Source organism: Rathayibacter sp. VKM Ac-2760 (assembly GCF_009834185.1).
In the GTDB taxonomy this organism is placed as follows: Bacteria; Actinomycetota; Actinomycetes; order Actinomycetales; family Microbacteriaceae; genus Rathayibacter.
On the sequence record NZ_CP047173.1, the window covers coordinates 96,050 to 121,569 of the forward strand.

Below are 25,520 nucleotides of genomic sequence, written 5' to 3' on the forward strand. Positions count from 1 at the left end.
GCTCACCTGATCCACGCTCACCTGAGCGGGCCGCCGCGGCGGCCGGGAGCCTCACCTCGGCAGGAGGAGGGGCTCCCGGTCGCGGGTGAGCGGGGCGGCCCGGAGCGCGGCCGCGTAGACCCGGAAGCGGTGGATCTGCGCGGCCGCGCTCTCCGCTCGCCCGGGCCGGCGGCCGGCGACGGTGAACCAGAGCATCCGGCCGCGCATCCCGGCGAGGACCACCGCGCGCCAGAGCCGCTGCTGGACGTCGCCGCGGGCCATCCGCCAGCCGTAGAGATCGAACAGGTTGACGATCCAGGCGGTGCCGACCCGGCCGTCGACGCCGCTGGACGAGCCGCCCATCGCGTGCAGCGCGTGCAGCCGCGGATCGAGGACGACCCGCAGCCCCTCGGCACGGATGCGCAGGCAGAACTCGACGTCCTCGGCGTACATGAACCAGCGGTCGCTCAGCCCGCCGATCCGCCGCCAGAGCGCGAGCGGCACCATCAGGCAGCCGCCGCTCACCCAGTCGACGTCGCGCGGGCCGCCCGGCAGATCGGCGGCGAAGAGGTAGTGGCCCTCGAGCGAGCGGACGCGGCGGCCCAGGCGCGACAGCCCGGACTGGTGCAGGAACATCTTCGCGATGCTGGGCGCGTGACCGGCCGCGACGATCACGACCTCCTCGCCCTCGTTCTCGAGCAGCGGGGAGACCGCGCCGACCGACGGGTCCTCGTCCAGGAGCGCCGACAGGGCCGTCACCGCGGTGGCGGAGATCTGCGCGTCGGGATTGAGCAGCAGCAGGTTGCGGCCCTTCGCGTGCGCGGCGCCGAGGTTGACGGCGCGGGAGAAGCCGGCGTTCTCGGTGTTCTCGATCAGGCGCACCCAGGGGTACTCGGCGCGGAGCACGGCGACGGTGTCGTCCCGGGAGAGGTTGTCGACGACGAGGACCTCGAGGCCGGCGGGCGCCCCGCCGCCCACGGCCAGGGCGTCGAGGCAGGAGCGGATCACGCCGACGCTGTCGTAGGTGACGACGACGACGGAGACGGCGGGCGCTGCGGTCACGGCAGGACCTCCAGGACGGCGGAGCGCAGGCGGTGCACGACGCCCTCCCAGGTGTAGCGCTCGAGCACCGACGCGGGGTCGGTGGCCGGCTCCGGCCGGTCGACGAGCTCGCGCATCGCCGCGGCGATCGCCCGCCGGTCGAGCGGATCGACGAGGCGCGCCTGGTCGCCGAGGATCTCGCGGAAGACGGGGATGTCGCTCGCCAGGATCGGCGCTCCGGCCGCGAGGGCCTCGAGCGTCGGCATGCCGAAGCCCTCGTCGAGGGTGAGGAACACGAACAGCGCGGCGCTCTCGTAGAGCCAGCGCAGCTCCTCCGTCGAGACGCGGCCGAGCAGGCGGACCGAGCCGTCCCGGCGGGCCGCCTCGGCGGCGGGGCTCAGCGTCGGGCCGAGGCCGGACGCCTCGCCGACGACGAGCAGCGGGAAGGAGGGGGAGAGGACGCCGGAGTCCAGGGCCGCCTCGATCGTGGTCACGAGGTTCTTCCGGGCGTTGAGGCGCCCGACCGCGAGCAGGAAGCCGTCGAGGTCGCCGAGACCGGCCGGGGCGAGGGGTCCCGCGGCCGCGAAGCCGCGGTTGAGGCCGAGCCCGATCGGGACCGCCGCGCGGGCCGCGGAGGTGCGGACGATCCGCCGCGCCTCGGAGGCGCTGCTCGTCACGACCAGGTCCGCGCGCCGGACGCTCGCCGGCATCAGCGCGAAGTAGGCGCGCTCCTTCGCGGTGAACCACTGCGGGTCGCTCCGGAAGAGGAAGTCGTGCACGAAGACCGCCGAGCGCCCGAGCAGCGGGGTGAAGTTGTGGCTGATCGTGATGTCGGGCCGGAACCGGGCGGCCAGCAGGCCGAGCTCGAGGATCGCGCTGACGCCGTGCGGGCGCAGCCGGGTGCCGACGACGGGGATCGAGGAGCCGAGCTCCGCGCGGGCCGCGGACACCCCTCTCAGAGGGACGGCGAGGGCGAGGGAGTCGTCGGGGAACTCCTTCTGCCAGGTGAGCACTATCTCGCGCTGCACCTCTCGGTTCGAGATCGGCCCCTCTGTCCACCAATTGCCGTCGAACAGGACGCGGACGCCTCTCCCGGCATTCGACTCCGGCATCCGGCTCCTTATCGGCGACGTCCTTCTCGCCCGCTTAGCGCGAATCGACGGGAATGGTTGCGTGATCATCCGGACGACCTTCGGCTGAAATCGGGGAATGGTTGCGCGATCATGGCGATGAAGCATTCCGCCGGACCGGCGCCCATGACTCGAGAAGAGACTCGAGAAGACGATTCGCGCAGTCGACGTGATTCAGACTGTAGCGAAGACGACGACACGCGGCGATTCCCTCGGGTGGGCGCTGGAACCGAGAGACGGAGAGGCCGATGAGAGCACATCGCGTCATCGCACTGCTGCGCTGGGCGACAGCACTGCTGGGGGCGGTGGTCGTGCTGGACGCCGTCGTCGTCGCCTGGGCGGTGGCCGGAACGGCCGCGGCCGTCGACTTCCTGAGCTCGGTGACGGCGCTCGCGAACATCCTCTCGATCGTCACCCTGATCCTCTCCGGGCGCAGCGCCTGGACGGCGATCGCCCCGCAGGGCCGGCGCAGCGCGGCGCGGCCGGTGACGCAGCGGCGGAGTCTCACGCTCCTCCGAGGCGTGAACGCGGCGATCCTGACGAGCATGTCGGCGCTCTTCTTCACCATCTACGGGCCGACCGTGCTCGGGGATCCGTCGCAGCTGAACGTGAACACGATCGTGCTGCACCTCGTGGTCCCGGTGCTCGGGCTGCTCGACTGGCTGCTGCTGCCCGGGCCGACGCCGTTCCCGCGCAACGCGTTCTGGCTGGTGCTGGTCTTCCCGGTGGTCTGGTTCGTCTACAGCTTCATCCGGGGCGCACTCACGTCGCGCTATGTCTACGAATTCCTCGATCCGGCGGGAGAGGGCAGTGGTGGAACAGCGATCAGCATGACCGCCTTCATCGTGTCGATGTTCTTCCTCATCGGCGTCGCGGTCCTCTCTCTGCAGCGGTGGCGTGTCCCCCGGACGGGGACGGTAGTGTGATCGCCAATACCCTTTTTCGGCGGTCTCGGACCACTGATGATTGCCATGCGCCGTTGCATAGCGAGGTATTGCAGCGGCGGTGACCGGCGGGCCTTCTCAGGTAGCGGCGCCCACTCGAAGAGGGGAAGTACCGGGTCATGGGCAGAAGTGTCGCCATCATCGGCACACGCGGTTATCCGAGCTATTACGGCGGCTTCGAGACGGCGATCCGTCGACTGGCGCCCTTCCTCGCGGAGCAGGGCTGGGACGTCCTGGTCTACGGCCGTCCGGGGACGACGATGCTCGAGGATCCGGAGCGCGACGTCCGCGTCCGCACCCGCATCACGCACGGGGTCGAGTCGCGCTCGCTGAGCACCCTCTCCTACGGGCTGACCTCGAGCCTGGACGCGGTGCTGCGCAAGCCCGACGTCGCCCTGGTGCTCAACTGCGCCAACGGCTTCTGGCTGCCGCTGCTCAGGGCGCGCGGGATCCCGACCGTCGTCAACGTCGACGGCATCGAGTGGGACCGCGCCAAGTGGGGCGCCTTCGCGAAGTCCGTCTTCCACCAGGGCGCGGTCTGGACCGCCCGCCACGCGGACCGGATCATCTACGACGCCGAGGCGATCGAGACGCGCTGGCGCGACGAGTTCGACCGCGACGGCGACGTCATCCCCTACGGCGGCGACGTGCCGCCGGAGCACCCGGTCGAGCCCGGGCTGACCCACCGCGGCTACGCGCTGCTCGTGGCGCGGTTCGTGCCCGAGAACACGGTCCCCGAGTTCGTCGAGGCCGCCGCCCGCATCTCGCTCAGCCACGACGTCGTGATCGTCGGCTCCTCCGGCTACGGCGGGCCGATCGAGGACGCGGTGCGCGCGCTCGCAGCCGCAAACCCGCGCGTGCACTGGTTCGGCCACGTGAACGACGACGTCCGGCTGCACTCGCTCTGGCAGCACGCCGGCGCCTACTTCCACGGGCACAGCGTCGGCGGCACCAACCCCGCGCTGGTGCAGGCGATGGCCTGCGGAGCGCCGGTCGTGGCCCGCGACACCGTCTTCAACCGGGAGGTGCTGCGCCAGGCGGGCGGCTTCGTGGCTCCCGACGCCGAGTCCATCGCCGACGGCGTGCTGGCGCTGCTCCAGGACCCGGAGGAGCAGGAGCGCCGCTCGCGCCTGGGCCTCGAGCGCGCGATCACCAGCTACGCCTGGGACGAGGTGAACGCGGCGTACGAGCGCTCGCTGCTCGGCGCCATCGCCGGCCGCTCCTCCGCGGTCGAGAGCGCGAGGCGCGCGTGACCCGGCTGCGCGACCTCGGCTACGACCCGCTGCTGATCAGCTACCTCGTCGGTCCGCTGACCGGACTGACGCCGGAGAAGGTGCGCACGGCCCTGCGCGACGTTCTCTCCTCGCCGCGCGGCCGGCCGCTGCTGCGCCTGCGCACCCGCGCGAAGGGCTGGCGCCGCGTCGACCGCGCCACGGCGCTCGCCGCCGTCGACCGCGCGGTCGAGGTGGTCGCCGACGGGCCGCTCGAGCGCGCCGACCTGATCGGGCGGCTGCTCGCCGAGGGCTTCGCGCCGGGCCGGCTCCCGATCCGCCTCCTGGTCGACGGGCCGGTGCTGGGCTTCTGCCTCCCGCACGGGCTGTTCGACGGGACCGGGGCGACCGAGGCCATCCGGCTGGTGGTGGAGAAGCTCGGCGCACCCGGCCCCGACGAGGAGCCGGAGCGGCCGCGACCGGCCCGGCCGCTGCTCGACCTGATGCGCCGCTTCGAGCTCACCGGTCTCGCCGGCGTGCGGACGGCGCGCGACACCTTCCGCTCGATGACGGCGGAGACCGAGACCGGCTACCAGCTCGAGCGCACGCTCTCGAAGGCGGAGTCGGTCGAGCGGACCCGGATCGTGTCGGCCGTGCTGACGGCCGAGACGCTCCGGAGCATCGCCGCGACCCCCGAGCAGGCCCGCGACGGTCGGCGCCCCGCGCGCCCGCCGCTCTCGCTGAAGACGGCGAGCGTCGTGCTGCGCTGCCTGCGCGACAGCTCGCGCGACGGGATGGACCTGCGCGTCGTGATCCCGGTGGACGCGCGGCGCTGGCTGCCGAAGGGCCAGGACGTCGACGGCAACTTCTCGCCGTCGCTGCCGATGGGGCGGCTGCTCACGGACGACCTCTCGGCGACCGCGCTCGCCGAGCGCATCGCCTCGGCGACGAAGACGGGTCTGCCGGTCACCTGGCTGTTCGCGAGCCTGCTGATCTCGGTGAAGAACACCGTGCGCCATCCGCTGTCCGCGCTCCGCACGCCGAAGGAGACCCCGCGGGTCCCGTTCGAGGTGCACGTCTCGCTGCCGACCGGCGAGGTCGCGGTGTCGGAGGAGCTGCTGCCGCGGATCGAGCCGGACACGATCATCGGCGGGGCGCCCACGCACCTGCACCTGCCGCTCGGGGTCTGGGTCGAGCTCGCCCCGATGCGCGACTGCCTGCACCTGATCGTGCAGGACGAGACCGGCGCCTTCGATCTCGACGGCTTCGAGGAGCGGCTGCTCGCCGCCGTCGAGTCGGCTGCCGCGGCGGAGCGCTCGTGAGCGGGCTGCTGCGCCTGCTGAACTCCCCGATCGCGATGCTCGCGAGCCGCCTCTCGGTCGCGGCGCTGGGGCTGGTCAGCGCGCCGATCATCGCGCAGTCGCTCGGCCCGAGCGGTCGCGGCGAGACGGCGGCGTCGCTCGCCGCGATGTACCTGATCCCGATCGTGCTCGCTTTCGGCATGCCGCTCGAGATCCGCCGGCGCGTGCTCGTCGCGGGCGATCTGGGCGCCGTCCGCACCGCCCGCCGGCTCGCGCTGCTCACCGCCGTGCCGGCCGCGCTGGTGGCCTGGCTGGTCACCTCCACCTTCCTCTCCTCGCTCGACGAGGCGGCGACGATCGCCGTCTTCGTCGCGATCACCGGCACGCCGCTGATGGTGAGCTGGATGGTCGACATCGGCGTGGTCGGGGCGCAGCGCCGCTTCGGCGCGGTGGCGCTGCTGCAGGCGACCCAGCCGGTGGTCTACGTCGGCGGGATCCTGCTGCTCTTCCTCCTCGACTCGATCAGCGTCGCCGGGGTGATCTGGGCGAACTTCGCCGGCTCGCTGATGACCGCGGTGATCGGCGCCCTGCTCAACCGCCCCCGCAGCGCGCGGCCGGTGCCGTGGCGGCCGCTGCTGCGCGGCAGCGCCACCTTCTACGGCGCGCAGGCCTCCGACGCGGCGTACCAGCGGCTCGATCAGGTGATCATGCTGCCGCTGATCGGCGCGCACCAGGCCGGGCTCTACTCCGTCGCGGTCACGATCGGCACGCTGCCGGTCTTCCTCGCCCACGCGGTCGCGGCGCCGGTGTTCTCGGACATCACGCGCACGGAGGGCCGGGCGCGGATCACCGCCACCGGCGACGCGCTCCGCTCGGCCTTCGTGGTCGGGCTGGCCTCGGCGGTGTTCCTCGCGGTGATCTCGCCCTGGGGCGTGCCGTTCCTCTTCGGCTCGGCCTTCGAGGAGGCGCTGCCCGCGGTGATGTTCGCGATCGTCGGCTCGATCTTCGTGGTGGTGACCGTGAGCGCCGGCGAGGTGCTCTCGGCGCGCAACAGCGGGCTCCGGCTGACGCTCGCCCAGGGGGCTGGCCTGATCACCTGCCTGGTGCTGCTGCTGACCTTCGGGCCGGCGAACGGGGCGGTCGCCGCGGCGATCGCGAACGCGAGCGGGATCCTGATGGCGCTGATCGTGATGCTGCTGGCGATCCGGCCGCCGGCGCGGACCATCGTGCCGCGGCCCTCCGACGTGCCGCTCGTCGTCCGCCGCCTGACCACCCGGGGCGGAGCGGCGTGACGCGCACGGCGCCGTCCGGGAGCCGGGCGCGCCGGCCGGGGTCGACCGCGCCGGCCGCGGGCCACTCCGCTGCTGATCGCTCCGCCGCCGGCCACTCAGCGGCCGGCCGGCCGGCCCCGACCCCGCCGAGCGCCCGCCGCGAGCGGGACATCGAGCGCCCCGGACTTCCCGGCCTGCTCCGGCGGATCCTCGGCCGCAGCGACGGCCGCGGATTCGACCTGCCCTGGCTCGGGATCCTGCTCCTGGTGGCCGTGCTGCCCGCGAACGGCGTCACCTCCGCGTTCCTCGACGGCGTGGTGGCGACGGCCTTCGGCGCGATCAAGGACGCGGTGATCCTCGGCCTCTTCCTCCTCGTCGTGGTCACCGGGCGGATCCGGCGCGTGCCGGTGCCGGTCGTGATCCTGGTGCTGATGATCGTCTCGCTCGGAGCGGTCTCGGCGGTGTGGACGCCGAACCCGATCCAGGCCGCTTACGGCTGGCGCAACGACTTCCTGCCCTTCCTGGCGCTGATCGTGACCCCCGCGGTGCTGGAGCGGAGGCACCTCGCGATCGTGGCGACCGCCTTCGTCGTCGTCTCGCAGGCGGCGTCGATCACGACGATCCTCACCTGGAACCAGGGGCTCGACTGGCTGTTCACCCTCGGGGTCTTCCCGCTCGCGCCCGACGCGCCCTTCCCCTCCTCGCTCTTCGTCGCCGGCAGCATCGTGCCCCGCGGCTTCAGCCCCTACAGCGCCCCGAACGAGAGCGCCGTCGCGACCACGATCGCGCTCGCGGTGCTCTGGACTCGGCCGCGCTGGCCGATCTGGCTGAAGGGCGCGCTGACCCTCCTGCCGCTCGTGGCGATCTACCTGACGCAGTCGCGCAGCGGCTACATCGGCCTGGCGATCCTGGCGGTCGTGCTCGTCGCCTGGGCGCTGTTCCGGAGCCGGCCGATGCTGGTCTGGGCGATGCTGACCGTCTCGACGGCCGCGGCGATCGGCGGAGTGACGCTCTACCTCTACATCGACAAGGTGATCTCGCACGTCGCGGACCCGTCGCTGATCGGTCACAGCGACAGCCTGCTCGAGAACCTGCCGTTCCTGATCTCGCACCCGTTCGGCTTCGGCCTGGGCAAGGTGGGGCCGCGGGCGCAGCTGTACTCGACCGACGCGGTGCTGGTCGAGAGCTTCTTCCTGGTGCTCGCGATCGAGTCCGGGATCATCGTGATGCTGCTGTTCGCGGCGCTGCTGGTCTACCTGTTCGTCCGCGGGCTGCGCGCGCGCACGCTCGACGGCTTCCTGGTCACCGCGGCGGTGGCGGGCACGCTCGTCAGCTACACGGTGCTGCCGACGCTGCAGGAGGGCCCTGTGGCGTACACGCTCTGGATCGTCTGCGGGATGGGGCTCGTCGCTGCGCGCGAGGCCGGGACGGCGGCGGCGCGGCCGGAGCGCGCGGCGGACGCCGGCTCCGCGGTCGCGGGCCCCGCGGTCGGTGCCTCCGCGACCCCGGTCGAGGAGGTCGCGCAGGCGTCGGACGCGCCGGGCGCGGTCGAGCGCGACGTCGCTCCGCCGGCACGGCCGTCACCGCCCCGGAGGCCGGCCGTCGCGCCGCGACGCCGGCCGCCGGAGCGACGCCGACCGCCGGATCACGCGGGCGTCGAGACCGGCGCGCTGCTCGGCGCGCGGGTGACGACGGCGCCGAGCACGTCCCCTCCCACATCGCGTAGCCGGTCGGCCGCCGAGGCGAGGTCGGCCGAGGAGGACACTCCGGCTCCCGCCACCAGCACGGTCGTGCCGACCAGCGTGCTGAGCAGCACGGCATCGGTCGCGGTGAGGATCGCGGGGGCGTCGACGATCACGTGGTCGAAGCGGCGGGAGAGGTAGCGGACGACGCGCTCCATCGCCGGGGTGCCGATCAGGTCGCTCGGGTTCGCGGTGGTGTCGCCCGCGGGCAGCACCGTCACTCCCTCGGCGCTGACCGAGAGCGCGGAGTCGACGGGGAGGCCGCCGGTGCGCAGCAGCTCGCCGAGGGTCGGCCCGCCGTCGGGGATGCCGAAGAGGGCGGCCTGACCGGGCTTCCGCAGGTCGGCGTCGATCACGACGACCGTGCGGCCGACCTGGGCGATCGAGGCGGCGAGGTTGGCCGCCACGGTGCTCTTGCCGTCGCCGTCGCGCGCCGAGGTGACGAGCAGCGTGCGCTCGCGGGTGCCGGAGCCGAACAGGATCGTGGTCCGCAGCATCCGGAACGACTCCGCGACCGTGCTGCGCCCGTCGACGACGAGTGCCGTGCGGCGGAGGGCGGCGTCGTAGGGGATCGACTCGAGCACCGGGAGCGTGGTGCCGCTCGCCACGTCCTTCGCCGAGCGGATGCGGCCGTCGCCGAGCGAGCGGAGGACGACGATGCCGACGCCGAGGATGAGGCCGGTGGCGCCGCCGAGGACGAGGTAGACCAGCAGGTCGGGGCTGAGCGGCGAGCTCGGCGCCACGGCCGACTCGAGGACCTTGACGTCCACGCGGCTGGGCCCGCCGTCGGCCGGCGCCTCGATCTGCGAGACGTAGGCGCTGAGGCTCTGCGCGACCGCGTCGGCGATGTCGGCCGCGCGCTGGGCGTCGCCGTCGACGACGTCGATGCTCATGATGACCGTGCCGGGCAGTGCCGCGGCGGTCACCTCGTCGCCGAGATCGCCGACCGACAGGTCGAGCTGCAGGCGGTCGATCACGGGCTGCAGCACCGAGCTCGAGTCGACGAGGGCGACGTACGAGGCGACGCGCGCCTCCGCGCTGGTGAAGGAGGCGCCGACCTCGGCGCTGGACTGGTTGGTGACCGTCGCGACCGAGACGAACACGGTCGTCTGGGCGCGGTACTCCGCCTCGGACGCGACGGTCGCCGCGGAGGCGATCGCGAGGCCCAGGGCGACGCAGACCGAGATGACCAGCCAGCCCCGGCGGAGGAGGCGTCCGTATTCGCGAATTCCCACTGGTGCCGATCCTGTCGAGTCGTGCGTCCGCGCGGAGCGGACCGTGCCGATGAGCGTGAGCACTCCGATCTTGACAGAACCCGACGCCTGTCGGCCCGCCCGCGGCCCCCGAACGGGCGGTCCGGACGACGCAGGGGCCCCTTCGCCCCCGAACGGGGTGCGCGCGACCGGGCGCCGTCGACGCTCCTCCCGTCGATCCGCGTCAAACGGACTCCGCGTCAGGCGGACTCCGCGCGACGAGTCCGCTACGAGGTGGACCCGCGCCGCAGCCGCAGCCGCGTCTCCTCCAGGTCGAGCAGCGCCTGCGCCTGCCCGAGGATCCGCTGCGGGTACGCCCGACGCGACCGCGCGTCGAGCAGCGCGTCGCGCTCGGCGGCGACGACCGCGAGCCGCAGCGCCCGGTAGAGCCGGTGCGGAGTGTCCGCCGCGGACCGCTGCGAGCCGCGCGCCCGCTCCCACGCCGCTTCCGACCGGAGGAACGAGGTCTGCCGCACGCGCTCGAGCACGTCCGGGTCCACGTGCTGCACGCCCTCCACCACCTCGCCCGGCCGCTCGAGGACGGAGAGCCCCTTCTCGGTGATCTCGTCGAGCAGCCCCGCCAGCTCGCGCTGGTCCTCCGGCACGTCGACCCCGCGGATGCCCGTCGCGCGGATGAGCAGCGGCAGCGTGCTCCCCTGGACCAGCAGCGTCGTCACCGCCACGGTGAACGCGATCAGCACGAGCTGCGGACGGTAGGGGATGTCCTCGGGCAGCGACTGCGCCGCGGCGAGCGTCACCACGCCGCGCATGCCGGACCAGCCGAGCACGAGTCCGCCGCGCCAGCCCAGGTCGTTCGTGCTGAAGTGCCGGTAGTCCGAGCGGCGCAGCTGGTACCGGCGCTTCGCCCGGCTCCGCTCGGCGCGGGGGAGCCGCACGCCGCCCGTCGACTCGAGCAGCTCCTTCTGCTCCCGCGCCCGCCGCTCGGCCCGCCGGGTCTGCCAGCGCTCGCCGAGCAGCACCGGGCCGACCCAGGCGAAGCGCACGACGATCAGCCCGGCCGTGGCGACGAGTCCGATGCCGACGGCCGCGGGGATCGTCAGCTCGGCGCGGTCCGCGTCCTGGATGAGGCTGCGGATCTCGAGCCCGATCAGGAGGAACACGCCGTTCTCGAGCAGGAACTGCACCGTGCGCCAGTTGATGCGGTCGTTCACCCGCGACTGCGCGGTGAAGGCGCGGGAGGAGGCGTGCCCGGTGTGCAGGCCGGCCACGACGACCGCGAGCACGCCCGAAGCGCCCAGGGCCTCGGCCGGGATGAACGCGACGAACGGCACCACGAACGAGACGACGGTGTTGAGCACCGGGTCCTCGAGGCGCGAGCGCACGAACACGGTGACGACGCTCGCGACGAGGCCGACGATCACGGCCACCACCACGGCGTAGAGGAAGTCGCCGACCGCCGCCCACGGCGTCGCGAGAGTGCCGGCCGCCGCGGCGAGGGCCGAGCGGAGGAGCACCAGCGCCGTCGCGTCGTTGATCAGCCCCTCGCCCTCGAGCAGGGTCAGCAGTCGCGGCGGCAGGCCGAGCCGGCGCCCGACACTGGTGGCGGCGACCGCGTCCGGCGGGCTGATGATCGCTCCCACGGCGATGGCGAGCGGGAGACCCAGCTCGGGCAGCAGCGCGAAGAGCAGCGCGCCGACCCCGGCGGCCGAGATCAGCACGAGCACCACCGAGAGGCCGCTGATGGTGGCGATGTTGCGGCGGAAGTCGATGAACGGCACGCTGATCGCCGCGGCGTAGAGCAGCGGCGGCAGCACGCCGTCGAGCACCCACTCGTGCGGCACGACCACCTCGGGCACCCCGGGGAGGAACGACAGGCCCACGCCCGCGAGCACCAGCGCGATGGGTGCCGCGACACCGAGGCGGCGGGCGAACGCGGCGACGGCGACCAGGACGGCGACACCGATGACGGCGGCGATGGCCAGCTCCATCAGGGCGTCCTGCGGGCGGGGTCGGGCATGCGGCGGACTCGATTCGGGGAGGGGGAGCGCCTGTCCGCGGGCGGGCCGGAGCCCGGGCACGCAGCGGAGGCCGGACTGCGAGTCTGCGCTCGTGTCCGGCCTCGGCCCAGGGGGTTGCGGCCGGGGGAGTGCGTCACTCCGGCCGAGGTGCGTGCACGGACGTCAGCCAGGAAGCGGTCTCATCGCTGATGGGCGATGAGGCGCACTCCTGGCTGACGTCCTGTCGCGGGTCGGCCCGCCCTCAGCGCCGGTCGAGCACCCGGACGAGGCCGATCAGGAGCGCGATCGTGCCGAGGGCGGCGATCGCGATCGCCGCGGCGCCGGCCGGCCCGAGCGAGAGCGCCCAGTCGACGACGGTGGTCCGCAGGCCGGCGTCGGCGGCGAGGAGGAGCAGGAGGACCGCGACGACGGCCTGCACCAGGCCCCAGACGATCGCTCCGGCGCGGATCCTGGGCCGCCTCGCCGTCTCGGTGGCGGTGCTGGTCTGCGTGGCGGTGGTGCTCTGCGCGGTCATCGTCCTGCCTCCGTCGGGGTCGTGGTGTCGGTCGTCGTGCTGCCGTCGGGGTCCGTGCCGGCGGTCGCTCCAGGAGTCGGCTCCGCCGCGGCGGTGCCGTCCGGGTCGAGCGCGGCGCCGCTGGTCGAGTCCTCGGCCGATCGGTCGTAGACGGTGACCCCGCCCCGGCCCTGCGCGATCCGGACGACGAACGGCTCGGCGTCCGGATCGCCGAAGGTCTGCGTCCAGGTCGCTCCGTCACGGCTGTACTCGACGTTCTCCGGCTCGGACCCCACGTCGCCGTCGGTGTAGGCGGTGGTGAGCCAGTAGTAGCCGTTCGCCGTGGACGCCTCGAGGCGCACGGCCGCGCCCTCCAGCGGAACGACGGTGATGTTCCCGGCGCCCTGCCAGACGTCGATCACGTCGCCCGGGTTCCCCAGCGCGGGGTCGATGGAGATCTGCAGGTCTCCCGCCGGCATCGCGAAGCTGCCCGGCCTCGCGTTCGAGAGGCCGTAGGAGGTCAGCGAGGGGAGCAGCTGGCGCTCGGGCGGCACGAGCGACGCCGTCGAGGCGGTGAGCACCGTGACCACCGAGACCGCGATCAGGAGGACCGCGCGGCGTCGGAGCAGCCCTGCGGCGATGATGGCCAGGGCGAGGACGAGCGTCGCGACGGCGAAGCCGACGACGGTCGCGGTCGCCCCGGTGGCGGTGAGGGACGCGATCGCGCCGGCGACGGCCGCCAGGCCGAGCACGAGCAGGGTGACGCTCCTGCGCAGCCGCGGGTTCGCCTCGCGGTGCAGCCGTCGCCGCTCGAGCCGCGCGGCGGTGATCGCGTGGGCCCGGAGGCGCGACTCCTCCGCTCTCGCCCGGGCGGTCTCGCGGGCGGTCGCGCTCTCCTGCGCGCGGAACGCCTCGCGCTCGGCCTTCCACTCCTCCTGGCGCTCGCGCCACAGCGCGACGTCCTCCGGGGTGCTCGGCCGCGCCTCGGTCGGGCGCTGCGGGGGGAGGAGGGGAGCGGCGCTCGCCGGGTCGCCGGTGGGAGCGGGGTGGGCGGCGCCGCCGGGAGCGGGGTGGGCGGGCGGCGTCCGGTCGGCGCGGCCGGCCCGGCGGGCGATCCAGACCACGAAGAGCACGATGAGCACCAGGACGACGACGGTCCAGAGGGCGCGGCCGGTGGCGGGCGCCCAGGGCGCCGCTCCCGTGTAGGCGCCGCCGAGCGACCAGAAGCCCTGCGCGACCGGCAGCATCGAGGCGAGCACGAGGGCGCCGATGCCGGCGTGCACGCGGGTCAGCCGGCCGCGGAGCAGCTCCTCGACCGGCAGCACGCCGTCCTCGTCGGGCAGCAGCAGCCATGCGGCGGCGTAGAAGAGGAAGGCCGGGCCGCCCAGGACGGCGACGACGACGAAGACGCCGCGCACGATCAGCGGGTCGATGCCGAGGCGGTCGGCGACGCCGGCGCAGACGCCGCCGACCCAGCCGGGGCGGCGCGCGAGATCGAGCGAGCGCAGCCAGAGGAGGAAGCGGTTGTCGGAGGGGGCGCCGGGCGCGGTGGCCTCGGGTGCACCGGGTCCGGCGGCGCCGTGTCCGGGGGCGGTCGGGTCCGGCGGCGGCGGATCGCCCGCCGTCTGCTGCGCCGGGTCCGGCGGGGTCGTGCTCGCTGCTGTCATGGCACGAGTGTGACGCTCCTCCACAGCCCCCGACCATCGGGGGAACCCCTGATCCGACCCCGACTCCCGCCCCGGTGACCCCGACGACCTGTTTGGATGCAGGGGTGAGCACCCCCACCCTCCCGAGCAGCGCGGCCCCGTCGTCGCCGCAGCGAGCGCAGTCGCGTCGTCCGCCGCTGCGCCCGCCGCTGCGCCGGCCGCGCCGGGTCGTCCTCGGTGGCGTGTGCGCGGCGCTCGCCGAGCACCTCGGCGTCCGCGTCGGGTCGATCCGCTTCCTCACGGTCCTCGCGACGCTGCTGGCTGGCGGCGGCGCGCTGCTCTACCTCTGGCTGTGGGCGCTCGTGCCCCTGCGCGACTCCGGCGGTGAGGGCGAGGAGGGCGGAGTGCGCCGCTCCGTCCCGGTCGCCGTGCTGCTCGTCGGGGTCGCCGGAGCCGCGACGCTCGCGGTCGTCGTCGCGCTCCGCGGGGGCGACGACGCCGACGTCACCCGGGCGCTCGCCGCGGCCGCCCTGCTCGCGGGCGGCGCCGTCGCCTGGAGCCTCGGCTTCGACCGGAGCGACCCCTCGCGCTCGGCGCGCTCCTCCGCCCTGGTGCGCCTCGCGTCCTGCGCCGTGCTCGTCGTCGCCGGCGCCGCCGTGCTCAGCGCGCGCCCGAGCGCGGTCAACGCGGTGCTGGCCGTCGGGGTCCTGCTCGTCGCCGCCGGGGTGCTCGCCGCGCCCCGCGTCGTCACGCTCTGGGCCGAGCTGATGGGCGAGCGCGCCGCCCGGGTGCGCGAGGAGCAGCGCGCCGAGATCGCCGCGCACCTGCACGACTCCGTGCTGCAGACGCTGGCCCTCATCCAGAACCGCGCGGGCGCCTCGAGCGAGGTCGCCCGCATCGCCCGCGCGCAGGAGCGCGAGCTGCGCGACTGGCTGTTCGAGCGCGACGTGCCGGTCGCGAACGACCTCGCGGCCGAGGTGCGCGCCATCGCCGCCGCGATCGAGCTCGACTACCCGGCGCAGCTCGAGGTCGTCGCGGTGGGCGCCTCGGTGCCGGGCGCCGCCTCGCTGCTCGCCGCCACCCGCGAGGCGATGCTCAACGCGGCCCGGCACGCCGGCGGCGCGGTGTCGGTCTACCTCGAGTCGGCGGCCGACGGGGTCGACGTCTTCGTGCGCGACCGCGGCCCGGGCGTCGACCTCGGCGCCCTGCCCGGCGACCGCCTCGGCATCCGCGAGTCGATCATCGGGCGGATGGCGCGCGCCGGCGGCAGCGCGACCGTCCGGCCCGGAGCGGGCGGCACCGGCACCGAGGTGCACCTGCGCCTGCCCGCGGGGGCCGAGCGGTGACCCGGGTCGTGCTGGTCGACGACCACTCGATCTTCCGCTCCGGCCTGCGCGCCGACCTGGCCCCGGAGCTCGACGTGGTGGGCGAGGCGGCCGACGTCGACTCCGCCGTCGCGCTGGTCGCCGCCGAGCGGCCGGAGGTGGTCCTGCTCGACGTGCACCTGCCGGGCGGAGCGGGCGGCGGCGGCGCCGAGGTCCTGCGCCGCAGCGCCGCGCACCTCGACGCGGTCCGCTTCCTCGCGCTCAGCGTCTCGGACGCGGCGGAGGACGTCGTCGGCGTCATCCGCGCCGGCGCCCGCGGCTACATCACCAAGGCGAGCTCGGGTGCCGAGGTCAGCCGCGCGGTGCTCGCCGTGGCGGGCGGCGACGCGGTCTTCTCCCCGCGTCTGGCCGGCTTCGTGCTCGACGCCTTCGGCGCCCTCGCCGGCGAGCAGGCCGAGTCGGTCGACGAGCTCGACCGCCTCTCCGCCCGCGAGCGCGAGGTGATGCGCCTGATCGCCCGCGGCTACGCCTACAAGGAGGCGGCCGCCGAGCTCTTCATCTCGGTCAAGACGGTCGAGTCCCACGTCTCCGCCGTCCTCCGCAAGCTCCAGCTCTCCTCCCGCTACGAGCTCACGGCCTGGGCCTCGGCCCGCCGCCTGCTCTGAGCCTGCCGCCCCAGGTGCTCGTCTGTCGGTGCTCGTCCGTTGTGCAGGAGATCCTGCCTCGGTGAGCCCGTTCCGCCGCAGGAGCAGCGGTCGCGGCCTCCGGTTGGCCTGCGAATCGAACACGAGCCACCGGCAGGGCGTCGGAGGAGACGAGCCCCCCGACGCCCGCCGGATCAGGCCTCCGGCTCGGCGTCCGGTGCCGCGGCACGGCGGCGCGCGCCGAGGCCGAGGGCGGCCGCACCCGCGGTGAGCAGCGCCGCGGCTCCCGCGACGAGGCCGACGCCCTCGACACCGGTCGAGGCGAGGCCGCCGCCGCCGCCGACGGGCAGGGGAACCGGCGTCCCGGTCGCGGTCGGCACCGCGGTCGGCGACACCGTGGGCGACGCGGTCGGCGCCGTCGTCGGAGCGGCGGTCGGCCCGGCGGTGGGAGCGGTCGTGGGAGTCCCGGTGGGCACGGCCGTCGGAGTCGCGGTCGGCGCCGTGGTCGGCCCCGCCGTCGGGGTGGGCGTCGGCTCGACGAGCTGCGAGGCCGGCAGGATCTGCACGATCGTCGGTCGCGGCGCCGCGACGGCACCCGCGGGCACCGCGCCGGCCGAGGCGAAGTCCGGGAAGTACGAGCTGGGCTCCTCGAAGGTGCCCTCCTCGCCCGGGTGCTGCACCGCGACGAACACGTGCTGGTCCTGGTCGTGCACGATCGGCCCGCAGGTCTCCGCGTCGCGCGGCACGGAGAGGAACTGCTCCACCCGGCCGCGGTCGGCGCCCTCGAGCGCCACCTTGAACAGGCCGTCGTTGTAGCCGATGCCGCTCGGCGCGCCGTCGGTCGAGATCCAGAGGTTCCCGACCGAGTCGAAGGCCAGGTTGTCCGGGCAGGAGATCGGCGAGACCTGGTCCGCCGGGAAGCCGGAGAAGTAGACCGCGTCGCCCTGCGCCACGTCGCCGCACAGCATCAGCAGGTTCCAGGTGAAGGTGCGGCCGGTCTGGTCGCCGCCGTCCTCGATGATCTCGACGATGTGGCCGTCGCGGTTCTCCGAGCGCGGGTTGACCTCGGTCGGCCCCTCCTTGCCGGTGGCGGTGCCGCGGTTGGAGTTGTTGGTGCAGGCCACGTAGATCCGGCCGCTGACCAGGCTCGGCTGGACGTCCTCGCAGCGGTCCATCTTCGTCGCGCCGGCGATGTCGGCGGCCATGCGGGTGTGCACGAGCACCTCCTCGACGCTCATGCCGGCGATCTTCGACACTCCGTCGACGACCAGCGGCAGCCAGGCGCCGATGCCGTCGAAGCCGCCGTCGGAGGGGACGGCGCCGGTGCCGGTGATCTCGGCGACGGGGGAGTCGCCGGTGAAGCTCGCGACGAAGAGGTCGCCCTCCTCCAGCAGCGTCTTGTTGTGCGCGCGGTCGCCCTCGAGGTAGCGCTTCTTCGAGACGAACTTGTAGAGGTAGTCGAAGCGCTCGTCGTCGCCCTGGTAGGCGACCACGCGGCCGTCCTTCGCGACGATGACGTTCGCGCCCTCGTGCTTGAGGCGGCCGAGCGCGGTGTGCTTCTTCGGGGTCGACTCCGGCTCGAAGGGGTCGAACTCGACGATCCAGCCGAAGCGGTTCGGCTCGTTCTCGTAGCCGGGCGTGCGGGCGTCGAAGCGGGGGTCGTCCAGCTCCCAGAGGCGGGAGGTCTCGGCGTCCGCGAGTCCGTAGCGCTTCTCGGCGTCGCTGGTCGCGGTCGCGCGGAAGTAGCCGTTGAAGTTCTCCTCGCCGGAGAGGATCGTCCCCCACGGCGTGGTCCCGCCGGAGCAGTTGCCGAGCGTGCCGAGCACCGTGCGGCCCTCGGGGTCGGCGACCGTCGTCAGCAGCGCGGAGCCGGCGGCGGCGCCGGTCACCTCGTAGGGCGTGTCCAGCAGGTAGCGGCGGTTGTGCTCGCCGCCGCGGACGTAGGCCCACGGGCGGTCGACGGCGGTGCGGACCAGCTCGACGACGCTGAGGCCGTGGGCGGCGCGGCCGACGGCGCGCACGCGCTCGGGCTCGGACTCGAGCTGCGCGGCGGGGAACATGATCCCCTCGTTCGTGTACTCGTGGTTCACGACCAGCAGGGCGCGCAGGCGCTTCGAGCCGGGGATCTCGACGATGTCGGTGTAGTCGTTGTTGTAGCCGAACTGCGCGGCCTGGGCCGCCTCCGTCTGGTTCCGGATGTCGAACTCGGGGCTGTCGGCGAAGAGCGGGTCGCCCCAGCGGATGATCGGCTGCCAGGCGAAGCCCTCGGGCACGGTGAACTCGTCGACGGTGTACGGCACCGGCGCGATCGGCGTGAAGGCGAGCGGGGAGGAGCCGAGGGCGACTCCCGCGGCGGCCTGCGCGGTGGGCGCTGCGCCGGCCGAGGAGACGGCGACGGTGACCGCTCCGGCGAGGCCGAGGCCGAGGGCGCTGCGGCGCGAGATCTGCCGCGCGACGATGTCGCGGAACGAGCTGTTGTGCGAGGTGTTGCAGGTGGCGGTCGAGCACGCGTTGGCGCACTTCAGGGCGCAGGTGACGGGGCTGCGCTTGCCGCGCACGTGCCCCGCCATCGGGAGGAGGAGCGGGCGACGGGCGGTGTCGGTCATGAGGGTCCTTCGATCGCAGACGGGAGGTGCGATCGAGTCGACCAGGGCGAGGGGACGCCGGCGTCGCTCAGCGGAGACCTGTCCCTGAACAAAATATGAACGTTCTCACAAGAAGGTGAGGCTAACCTTCGTCGCTCCGGCGGGCGTCCCGGGCGGCCAGCACGGCGCCGACGTTGTCCGCGATCCACTCGACGACCGGCAGCAGCCGCTCAGCGAGCTCCGCCCCGAGCGGAGTCAGCGCGTAGTCGACCCGCGGCGGGATCACGGCGTGCGCCTCGCGGTGCACGAAGCCGTCCTCCTCGAGCGTGCGGAGGGTCTGCGCCAGCATCTTCTCGCTGATGCCGCCGATCCGGCGCCGCAGCTCGCCCCAGCGCAGGCCCCGCTCCGCCAGGGCGGCGAGCACGAGCACACCCCACTTGCTCGTGACGTGGCCGAAGACCTCGCGGCTCGGGCAGTCGGCGGAGTAGACGTCGCCGGTGAGGAGGGGGCTCTCGATGATGGTCACAGGAGTACTAACCAAATAGTGGGTACTGCATTCCGGGAAGTTCTGACGGCGGAGCCCGGTTCCTCTTCTCCGACGGCGCCCCACCCGCCGTCTCACGAACGGAAGGACCAACCCATGACCCTCGTCGTCACCGGAGCCACCGGCCACCTCGGCCGCCTCGCAGTCGAGCACCTGATCGCCCGCGGCACCGCCGCCTCCGACATCGTCGCCACCGGCCGCGACGCCGCCAAGCTCGAGGCGCTCGCCGCCGACCTCGGCGTCCGCACCGCCGTCGCCGACTTCGAGGACCCGGCCTCGCTCGACGCCGCCTTCGCAGGCGCCGAGGCCGTGCTGCTCGTCTCCGGCTCCGAGGTGGGCAAGCGGGTCGCGCAGCACACCGCCGCGATCGAGGCCGCCGCCCGCGCCGGCGCGCGCCTGGTCTACACGAGCGCGCCGAAGGCGACGACCAGCCCGCTGATCCTGGCCCCCGAGCACAAGGCGACGGAGGAGGCGATCGCCGCCGCCGGGATCCCCGCCGTGATCCTCCGCAACGGCTGGTACAACGAGAACTACGAGCAGACGGTCTCCGAGCTCGCCTCGACCGGCAGCACCCTCTCCAGCGCCGGCGACGGCCGCGTCTCCAGCGCCGCCCGCACCGACTACGCGGAGGCGGCCGCGGTCGCCCTGGTCGACGCCTCCCTCGTCGGCTCGGTGCACGAGCTCTCCGGCGACACCGCCTGGAGCTTCGACGAGCTCGCGGCCCTCGTCGGCGAGATCGCCGGCCGCGACGCCGCGATCACCCACGTCGACTCCGCCGAGCACGCCCGCATCCTCACCGACGCCGGCGTCCCCGAGGGCGGCGTCGGCTTCGTCGTCGGCCTCGACGCGAACATCGCCGACGGCCTCCTCGGCGAGACCGACGGCTCGCTCGCCCGCCTGATCGGCCGCCCGACCACCCCGATCCGCGCGTTCGTCGAGGAGCAGCTCGCCGGCTGACCCGCGGCCCGCTGCCGGCGCTGCCCCTCCGGCTCGCGGTCTGCGCTGCACGTCCGGCTCGCGGTTTCACCTCCGGCTCGTGGTTTCACCTCCGGCTCGTGGTCTCGGCCGGTTCCGGCGTGCCGGAGACGTTTCCGCGTGCCGAGTCCGGCGTCTGCCCACCTCCGGCTCGCAGTTCCACCTCCGGCTCGTGGTTTCGCGCGGTTCCGGCGTGCCGGAGGTGTTTCCGCGTGCCGAACGTGCCGTCCGCCCACCTCGGGCTCGCGGTTCGACCTCCGGCTCGCGGTTTCGCCCGGTTCCGGCGTGCCGGAGGTGTTTCCGCGTGCCGAACGTGCCGTCCGCCCACCTTGGGCTCGCGGTTTCACCTCCGGCTCGTGGTTTCGCCCGGTTCCGGCGTGCCGGAGGTGTTTCCGCGTGCCGAACCCGCCGTCCGCCCACCTCCGGCTCACAGAATCGCGTCCGGCACGCGGAATCCCCCGATTCCAGCGAGCCGAGCGCGGTTCCGCGAGCCGGGGCCACGACCCGGGCCCCCGCGGTCAGACCCCCGACGTAGGCTTACCGCCATGACCTCGACGACGCCTCGCTCCGGTATCGACCTCCCCGAACTCGACCCGGCGACGCGCCCGCAGGACGACCTCTACCGCCACGTCAACGGGCTGTGGATCGACCGCACCGAGATCCCGAGCGACAAGGCGCGCTACGGCTCCTTCCACGTGCTCCAGGAGGAGGCGGAGAAGGCGGTGCGCGACATCATCGTCGAGGCGCAGTCGGCCGCGAGCGGCACCGAGGCGCGGATGTTCGGCGACCTCTACACCTCCTTCCTCGACGAGGCGCGCGCCGACGAGCTCGGCGCCGCGCCGATCGCCGACGACCTCGCGGCCGTGCAGCGCGTCGACTCGATCGCCGGGCTGCTGCGGGCGGTGGGCGACTTCGAGCGCGCAGGCGTCCCCGGCCTCTTCGGCCTCTTCGTCGACAACGACCCGGGTGACCCCGAGCGCTACCTCGTCTTCGTGAACCAGGGCGGCCTCGGGCTGCCCGACGAGAGCTACTACCGCGAGGAGGAGTTCGGCGCCGTCCGCGAGGCCTACCTCCCCTTCGTCGCGCGCATGCTCGGATTCGCCGGCCTCGACGCCCCCGAGGCGCGCGCCGAGCGCATCGTCGCGCTCGAGACCGAGCTCGCCGCCGCGCACTGGGACAAGGTGCGCAGCCGCGACAGCCAGGCCACCTACAACCTCCGCTCCTGGGCCGAGGTCACCGAGCTCGCCGCCGGCATCGACCTCGACGTCTGGCTCACCGCGATGGGCGCTCCGGAGGGGGCGCTCGCCGAGGTCGTCGTGCGCCAGCCGAGCTTCCTCGAGGGCCTCGCCGGCCTGCTGACCGACGAGCGCCTCCCCGCCTGGCGCGACTGGCTGTCCTGGCAGGTGATCCGCGGCGCCGCGGCCTACCTCTCCAGCGACTTCGTCGACGCCAACTTCGACTTCTACGGCCGCACCCTCACCGGCACCCCGCAGAAGCGCGAGCGCTGGAAGCGCGCGGTCTCGCTCGTCGAGGGCTCGCTGGGCGAGGCCGTCGGCCGCATCTACGTCGAGCGGCACTTCCCCGAGACGGCGAAGGCCGCGATGGACGTCCTCGTCGCGAACCTGATCGAGGCCTACCGCCGCTCCATCGTCGACCTGGAGTGGATGGGGGCCGAGACCCGCGAGCGCGCGCTGGAGAAGCTCGCGAAGTTCACGCCCAAGATCGGCTACCCGGTCCGCTGGCGCGACTACTCCGCCCTCTCGATCGACCCGGCCGACCTGGTCGGCAACGCCCGCCGCGTCGCCGCGTTCGAGTTCGACCGCGAGCTCGGCAAGATCGGCAAGCCGCTGGACCGCGACGAGTGGTTCATGACCCCGCAGACCATCAACGCGTACTACAACCCCGGCTTCAACGAGATCGTCTTCCCCGCCGCGATCCTGCAGTTCCCGTTCTTCGACGAGTCGCGCGACTCCGCCGCCAACTACGGCGCGATCGGCGCGGTCATCGGTCACGAGATCGGCCACGGCTTCGACGACCAGGGCTCGCGCTTCGACGGCGACGGCCGCCTGACCGACTGGTGGACCGAGGACGACCGCGCGGCGTTCGAGGAGCGGACGAAGGCGCTGATCGCGCAGTACGACGCCCTCGCCCCCGCGACGACGCCCGGCCACCACGTCAACGGCGCCCTCACCATCGGCGAGAACATCGGCGACCTCGGCGGGCTCGGCATCGCCTGGAAGGCCTACCTGCTCTCGCTCGACGGCGAGGAGTCGCCGGTGATCGACGGCCTGACCGGCGCGCAGCGCTTCTTCCTCTCCTGGGCGCAGGCCTGGCAGCAGAAGTCCCGTGACGAGGAGACGATCCGCCTGCTCGCGATCGATCCGCACTCCCCGTCGGAGTTCCGCTGCAACCAGATCGTCCGCAACCTGGACGAGTTCTACGCTACTTTTGACGTCTCCGAAGGCGACGCCCTCTGGCTCGCGCCGAGCGAGCGCGTCGCCATCTGGTAGCCGTCGACCGAGCCGTAGGGGGGGCCGAATCCGTGGTGATCCCCACCCACGAGACCCGCCGGGAGAGTCGCCGCGCCCGCCGCGGCCGGCACAAGGGCGAGCACGACCACGACGACTTCCAGCGCGGCTTCGACGCCCTTGGCCGGCTCGCGCTCGACGGCGTCGTGGTGTCGGCCTGCGCGGTCGATCTCGGCACCGGCCGCACACTGTTCGCCGTCGACGACTCCGTCTCGATGCCCACCGCCTCCGTCGGCACGATCGTGCTGCTGATCGAGGTCGCGGCCCGGCTCGCCACCGACCCGCAGGAGAACCTGCGGCTCGTCGATCGCACCGCCGCCGACGCCGTCACCGGGACGGGCATCTGGCAGCACCTGCAGATCCCGTCGATGCCGATCGCCGACCTGGCCGCCCTCGTCGGCGCGACCAGCGACAACCTGGCGACGAACGTGCTCCTGCGCCGCGTCGGTCTCGACGCCGTCCGCGAGCGGGCCGAGGCCCTCGGCCTCTCCCGCACCGCGCTCCTCGACGTCGTCCGCGATGAGCGCGGCCCCGATGACGCCCCGCAGCTCTCGATCGGCTCGGCCCGCGAGCTGACCTGGCTGCTCGCGACGCTCGCGAACGGCGAGATCGTCGACTCCGCCGTCTCCTCCCGCGTGATCGGCTGGCTCTCGCTCAACACCGACCTCTCGATGGTCGCCTCCGCCTTCGGCCTCGACGTGCTCTCGCACCGCCAGCCCGACCACGGCGTGCTGCTGGTCAACCGGACCGGCACGGACGTCGGCGTCCGCGCCGAGGTGGGCGTGCTCCGCGGCCCGCGCGCCGGCGTCTCCTACGCCGTGATCACGCAGTTCGACGACACGACCCTGCAGTACCGCCTCGCCGTCCTCGAGGGCATGCGCACCCTCGGCGTCGACCTCCTGGAGTACGTGCACTGACCGGTCCGCGGCGACGCGGCCGGCGCCCTGGGCGTCCGGCGCCGCGTCAAGGGTGTGACCGCGCTCGTACCCGCGACCTAGGCTGCCGGCAGCGGCGCCGCCTCCCGGGGTGCTGCGGAGAGGTCATCATGAGCAGCTTCGGCTTCGACGCCCCCGAGGACGTCACCGACACCACCCACGCGGACGTCGACTCCCTGCCCGTCCCGCCGGAGGACCCGGCCGAGGTCGACGACGCGGAGGCGCCCGGCGAGGCCACCGGCGAGACACTCGACGAGGGCGCCGACGCCCGGCTCGCCGAGGACGCCCGCCTCGACGACGACCAGGACCCGCCGGAGCACCCCTTCGTCCCCTCGCCGAGCTGAGTCAGGGCCGGTCGCGGCCCGATCGCGTGCACAACTGAGGTCAGATCCGTCAGATTCGGCGATTCTGCCCCGATCCGCCCCATCCAGCCTCAGTTGTGCACGCCGACCCCGCGTCAGTCCCGGAACGCGCCGCGGTAGCGCGCCGCCGGGTGCCGCGGATTCAGCCGCGCCGAGCCGGTCAACCGCTCGCGCAGGCCGCCCGCCGCGTACTCCGAGCGCGCCAGGCCGCGCGCCCGCAGCACCGGCATCACCTGGTCCACGAACTCGACGTAGCTGTCGGGCAGCGTCCAGTTCGCCAGATTGATGCCGTCCACGCCCGCGTCGCGCAGCTCCGAGAGCCGGTCGGCGATCTGCTCGGGCGTGCCGACGACGCGCTGGTGCCGGCCGACGGCCAGGCGGGCCAGGTCGGCGACGGTCGCGTCGCGGTCGGGCAGGAGCCGGATCATCGACTCGAGCGTGCTGCGGTTGCCGTTGGTGACGATGTCGCGGAGCCGGGTCTCGGGCGGGAAGGGCTTCCCGTCCGCCTGGTCGACGCTGAGCCCCGCGTGCAGCAGGTGCGCGTCGACGCTCGTCGCCGCATCGATCTCGGCCTCGCGCTCGCGGGCCTCGCGCTCGGTGCTGCCGACGATCACGGAGAGCGGCGAGAAGAACACGACGTCGTCGCCGCGGCGCCCGGCCGCCTCGGTGAGGGCGCGGGTCGAGGCGATCAGCTCGCGGGTCTGCTCCGTCGTCGAGCCGCCGACGAACTGCGCCTCCGCGTGCCGGGCCGCGAAGGCGCGCCCGGCGGGGGAGGATCCGGCCTGGAACAGGAACGGCGTGCGCTGCGGCGACGGCGCCGAGAGGTGCGGCCCCTCCACCCGGTAGGTCTCCCCGACGTGGTCGATGCGGTGCACCGACTCCGGCCGCGAGTACGCGCCGCCCTTGTCGCGCACCGAGGCGTCGTCGTCCCACGACCCCTCCCACAGCTTGTAGACCACGTCGAGGTACTCCTCGGCCTGCGCGTAGCGGGCGTCGTGCTCGGTCAGGCGGTCGAGGCCGAAGTTGCGGGCCGCGTTCTCCTGGTAGCTGGTGACGATGTTCCAGGCGACCCGCCCCTTCGAGAGGTGGTCGAGCGTCGACATCCGCCGGGCGAACTCGAACGGGTGCGCCTGCAGGATCGAGCTGGTCATCGCGAGGCCGAGGTGCTCGGTCGAGCCGATCAGAGCGGCGAGCAGGATCGACGGGTCGTTGTTCGGCAGCTGCAGGCCCTCGCGCGCGTTCACCTCGAGCGAGGCGCCGACCGCGCCGTAGGTGCCGACGACGTCGGCGAAGAAGATCGCGTCGAACACCCCGCGCTCGAGCGTCTGCGCGACGTCGACCCAGAAGTCGAGGTCCTCGAACGAGCCCTGCCGCGCCTCCGGCCGCCGCCACTGCCCGTGGTGGATGTGCGAGGGCGTGTTCATCACGAACGCGTTGAAGAGCAGGGGGCGGGGGTCGGTCATGCGGGCTGCTCCTGGGGTCGGGCGCGGTGCGGGTCGGCAGTGACGGGGTCGTGCGAGGCGATCGTACGGGCTCGCGTCGGGTGCGCGGCGCTCGATGACGGGGGTCTCGATACGCCGCCTGCGGCGCCTACTCGACCAGCATGCTTCCGCCCCTGCTGATCGAGTAGCC

General features: G+C 73.7%; 19 protein-coding genes and 1 pseudogene. 11 read left to right on the forward strand and 9 right to left on the reverse strand.

Annotated features, from left to right (window positions below):
* Positions 1–51: 51 nt before the first annotated feature.
* Positions 52–1,041, reverse strand: a complete 990-nt coding sequence (locus GSU72_RS00420; protein ID WP_159982769.1) for a glycosyltransferase family 2 protein — start codon at positions 1,039–1,041, stop codon at positions 52–54.
* Complete coding sequence (locus GSU72_RS00425) at positions 1,038–2,132, reverse strand: glycosyltransferase family 1 protein (protein ID WP_159982771.1); 1,095 nt, start codon at positions 2,130–2,132, stop codon at positions 1,038–1,040. Before GSU72_RS00425 ends, GSU72_RS00420 begins: the two co-directional genes overlap by 4 nt.
* Before the next feature lie 266 nt (positions 2,133–2,398).
* Between GSU72_RS00425 and GSU72_RS00430 the strand changes: the two genes are divergently transcribed.
* The 5 genes and pseudogenes from GSU72_RS00430 to GSU72_RS21890 form a co-directional block, all read left to right on the forward strand.
* Positions 2,399–3,076: a Pr6Pr family membrane protein gene (locus GSU72_RS00430; protein ID WP_159982773.1), complete on the forward strand. Its 678-nt coding sequence runs from the start codon at positions 2,399–2,401 to the stop codon at positions 3,074–3,076.
* 137 nt (positions 3,077–3,213) lie between these two features.
* A complete protein-coding gene (locus GSU72_RS00435) occupies positions 3,214–4,347 on the forward strand; it encodes a glycosyltransferase (protein WP_159982775.1) in 1,134 nt (377 codons plus the stop codon).
* On the forward strand, positions 4,344–5,627 hold the full coding sequence (locus GSU72_RS00440) for a hypothetical protein (protein WP_159982777.1): 1,284 nt from the start codon (positions 4,344–4,346) through the stop codon (positions 5,625–5,627). The genes GSU72_RS00435 and GSU72_RS00440 overlap by 4 nt, the downstream gene beginning before the upstream one ends.
* The gene (locus GSU72_RS00445; RefSeq protein ID WP_159982779.1) at positions 5,624–6,898 is read left to right on the forward strand and encodes a lipopolysaccharide biosynthesis protein; all 1,275 of its coding nucleotides are present in this window, start codon (positions 5,624–5,626) and stop codon (positions 6,896–6,898) included. The genes GSU72_RS00440 and GSU72_RS00445 overlap by 4 nt, the downstream gene beginning before the upstream one ends.
* 410 nt (positions 6,899–7,308) lie before the next feature.
* Positions 7,309–8,106, forward strand: a pseudogene (locus GSU72_RS21890) (O-antigen ligase family protein); the annotation flags it as partial.
* Between the two features lie 416 nt (positions 8,107–8,522).
* Here the strand turns inward: GSU72_RS21890 and GSU72_RS00450 are convergent.
* From GSU72_RS00450 to GSU72_RS00465, 4 genes are all read right to left on the reverse strand, one after another.
* On the reverse strand, positions 8,523–9,854 hold the full coding sequence (locus GSU72_RS00450) for a polysaccharide biosynthesis tyrosine autokinase (protein WP_159982781.1): 1,332 nt from the start codon (positions 9,852–9,854) through the stop codon (positions 8,523–8,525).
* Between the two features lie 245 nt (positions 9,855–10,099).
* Positions 10,100–11,821: a sodium:proton antiporter gene (locus tag GSU72_RS00455; protein WP_159982783.1), complete on the reverse strand. Its 1,722-nt coding sequence runs from the start codon at positions 11,819–11,821 to the stop codon at positions 10,100–10,102.
* Positions 11,822–12,092: 271 nt separating this feature from the next.
* Positions 12,093–12,365: a hypothetical protein gene (locus tag GSU72_RS00460; RefSeq protein WP_159982785.1), complete on the reverse strand. Its 273-nt coding sequence runs from the start codon at positions 12,363–12,365 to the stop codon at positions 12,093–12,095.
* Positions 12,362–14,011 (reverse strand): PspC domain-containing protein, encoded by a 1,650-nt coding sequence (locus GSU72_RS00465; RefSeq protein ID WP_159982787.1) that lies wholly within the window; start codon positions 14,009–14,011, stop codon positions 12,362–12,364. The genes GSU72_RS00460 and GSU72_RS00465 overlap by 4 nt, the downstream gene beginning before the upstream one ends.
* Before the next feature lie 104 nt (positions 14,012–14,115).
* On the opposite strand from GSU72_RS00465, the gene GSU72_RS00470 reads away from it, so the two are divergent.
* Both GSU72_RS00470 and GSU72_RS00475 read left to right on the forward strand, forming a co-directional pair.
* Positions 14,116–15,336 (forward strand): PspC domain-containing protein, encoded by a 1,221-nt coding sequence (locus GSU72_RS00470; RefSeq protein WP_244255911.1) that lies wholly within the window; start codon positions 14,116–14,118, stop codon positions 15,334–15,336.
* Positions 15,333–15,980, forward strand: a complete 648-nt coding sequence (locus GSU72_RS00475) for a response regulator transcription factor (RefSeq protein WP_159982789.1) — start codon at positions 15,333–15,335, stop codon at positions 15,978–15,980. Before GSU72_RS00470 ends, GSU72_RS00475 begins: the two co-directional genes overlap by 4 nt.
* A gap of 173 nt (positions 15,981–16,153) precedes the next feature.
* Here the strand turns inward: GSU72_RS00475 and GSU72_RS00480 are convergent, their stop codons facing one another.
* Entirely contained in the window at positions 16,154–18,565 is a 2,412-nt protein-coding gene (locus GSU72_RS00480; RefSeq protein WP_167306081.1) for a PhoX family phosphatase, read from the reverse strand.
* A 121-nt stretch (positions 18,566–18,686) separates the two neighbouring features.
* The gene (locus tag GSU72_RS00485) at positions 18,687–19,070 is read right to left on the reverse strand and encodes a helix-turn-helix domain-containing protein (RefSeq protein ID WP_243581413.1); all 384 of its coding nucleotides are present in this window, start codon (positions 19,068–19,070) and stop codon (positions 18,687–18,689) included.
* 114 nt (positions 19,071–19,184) lie between these two features.
* Here GSU72_RS00485 and GSU72_RS00490 point away from each other — a divergent pair, with 114 nt between their 5' ends.
* The 4 genes from GSU72_RS00490 to GSU72_RS00505 all read left to right on the forward strand — a co-directional run bounded on the left by GSU72_RS00490 (position 19,185) and on the right by GSU72_RS00505 (position 23,870).
* On the forward strand, positions 19,185–20,045 hold the full coding sequence (locus tag GSU72_RS00490) for an NAD(P)H-binding protein (RefSeq protein ID WP_159982791.1): 861 nt from the start codon (positions 19,185–19,187) through the stop codon (positions 20,043–20,045).
* A gap of 563 nt (positions 20,046–20,608) precedes the next feature.
* Positions 20,609–22,573 carry a M13-type metalloendopeptidase gene (locus tag GSU72_RS00495; RefSeq protein ID WP_159982793.1) on the forward strand — a complete coding sequence of 655 codons (1,965 nt, stop codon included), beginning with the start codon at positions 20,609–20,611 and terminating at the stop codon, positions 22,571–22,573.
* Between the two features lie 32 nt (positions 22,574–22,605).
* Positions 22,606–23,508, forward strand: coding sequence for a serine hydrolase (locus tag GSU72_RS00500; RefSeq protein ID WP_159982795.1), 903 nt, complete (start codon positions 22,606–22,608; stop codon positions 23,506–23,508).
* 128 nt (positions 23,509–23,636) lie between these two features.
* Positions 23,637–23,870 (forward strand): hypothetical protein, encoded by a 234-nt coding sequence (locus GSU72_RS00505; protein WP_159982797.1) that lies wholly within the window; start codon positions 23,637–23,639, stop codon positions 23,868–23,870.
* Positions 23,871–23,983: 113 nt separating this feature from the next.
* On the opposite strand, the gene GSU72_RS00510 is transcribed toward GSU72_RS00505, so the two are convergent.
* Entirely contained in the window at positions 23,984–25,351 is a 1,368-nt protein-coding gene (locus GSU72_RS00510; RefSeq protein ID WP_159982799.1) for an NtaA/DmoA family FMN-dependent monooxygenase, read from the reverse strand.
* Positions 25,352–25,520: the final 169 nt, after the last annotated feature.

Excerpts from the sequence above, each read along its gene's own strand:
- GSU72_RS00425 (WP_159982771.1), bottom strand. The coding sequence starts at position 2,132 with ATGCCGGAGTCGAATGCCGGGAGAGGCGTCCGCGTCCTGTTCGACGGC.
- GSU72_RS00430 (WP_159982773.1), top strand. The coding sequence starts at position 2,399 with ATGAGAGCACATCGCGTCATCGCACTGCTGCGCTGGGCGACAGCACTG.
- GSU72_RS00435 (WP_159982775.1), top strand. The coding sequence starts at position 3,214 with ATGGGCAGAAGTGTCGCCATCATCGGCACACGCGGTTATCCGAGCTAT.
- GSU72_RS00455 (WP_159982783.1), bottom strand. The coding sequence starts at position 11,821 with ATGGAGCTGGCCATCGCCGCCGTCATCGGTGTCGCCGTCCTGGTCGCC.
- GSU72_RS00460 (WP_159982785.1), bottom strand. The coding sequence starts at position 12,365 with ATGACCGCGCAGAGCACCACCGCCACGCAGACCAGCACCGCCACCGAG.
- GSU72_RS00465 (WP_159982787.1), bottom strand. The coding sequence starts at position 14,011 with ATGACAGCAGCGAGCACGACCCCGCCGGACCCGGCGCAGCAGACGGCG.
- GSU72_RS00480 (WP_167306081.1), bottom strand. The coding sequence starts at position 18,565 with ATGACCGACACCGCCCGTCGCCCGCTCCTCCTCCCGATGGCGGGGCAC.
- GSU72_RS00490 (WP_159982791.1), top strand. The coding sequence starts at position 19,185 with ATGACCCTCGTCGTCACCGGAGCCACCGGCCACCTCGGCCGCCTCGCA.
- GSU72_RS00495 (WP_159982793.1), top strand. The coding sequence starts at position 20,609 with ATGACCTCGACGACGCCTCGCTCCGGTATCGACCTCCCCGAACTCGAC.
- GSU72_RS00505 (WP_159982797.1), top strand. The coding sequence starts at position 23,637 with ATGAGCAGCTTCGGCTTCGACGCCCCCGAGGACGTCACCGACACCACC.
- GSU72_RS00510 (WP_159982799.1), bottom strand. The coding sequence starts at position 25,351 with ATGACCGACCCCCGCCCCCTGCTCTTCAACGCGTTCGTGATGAACACG.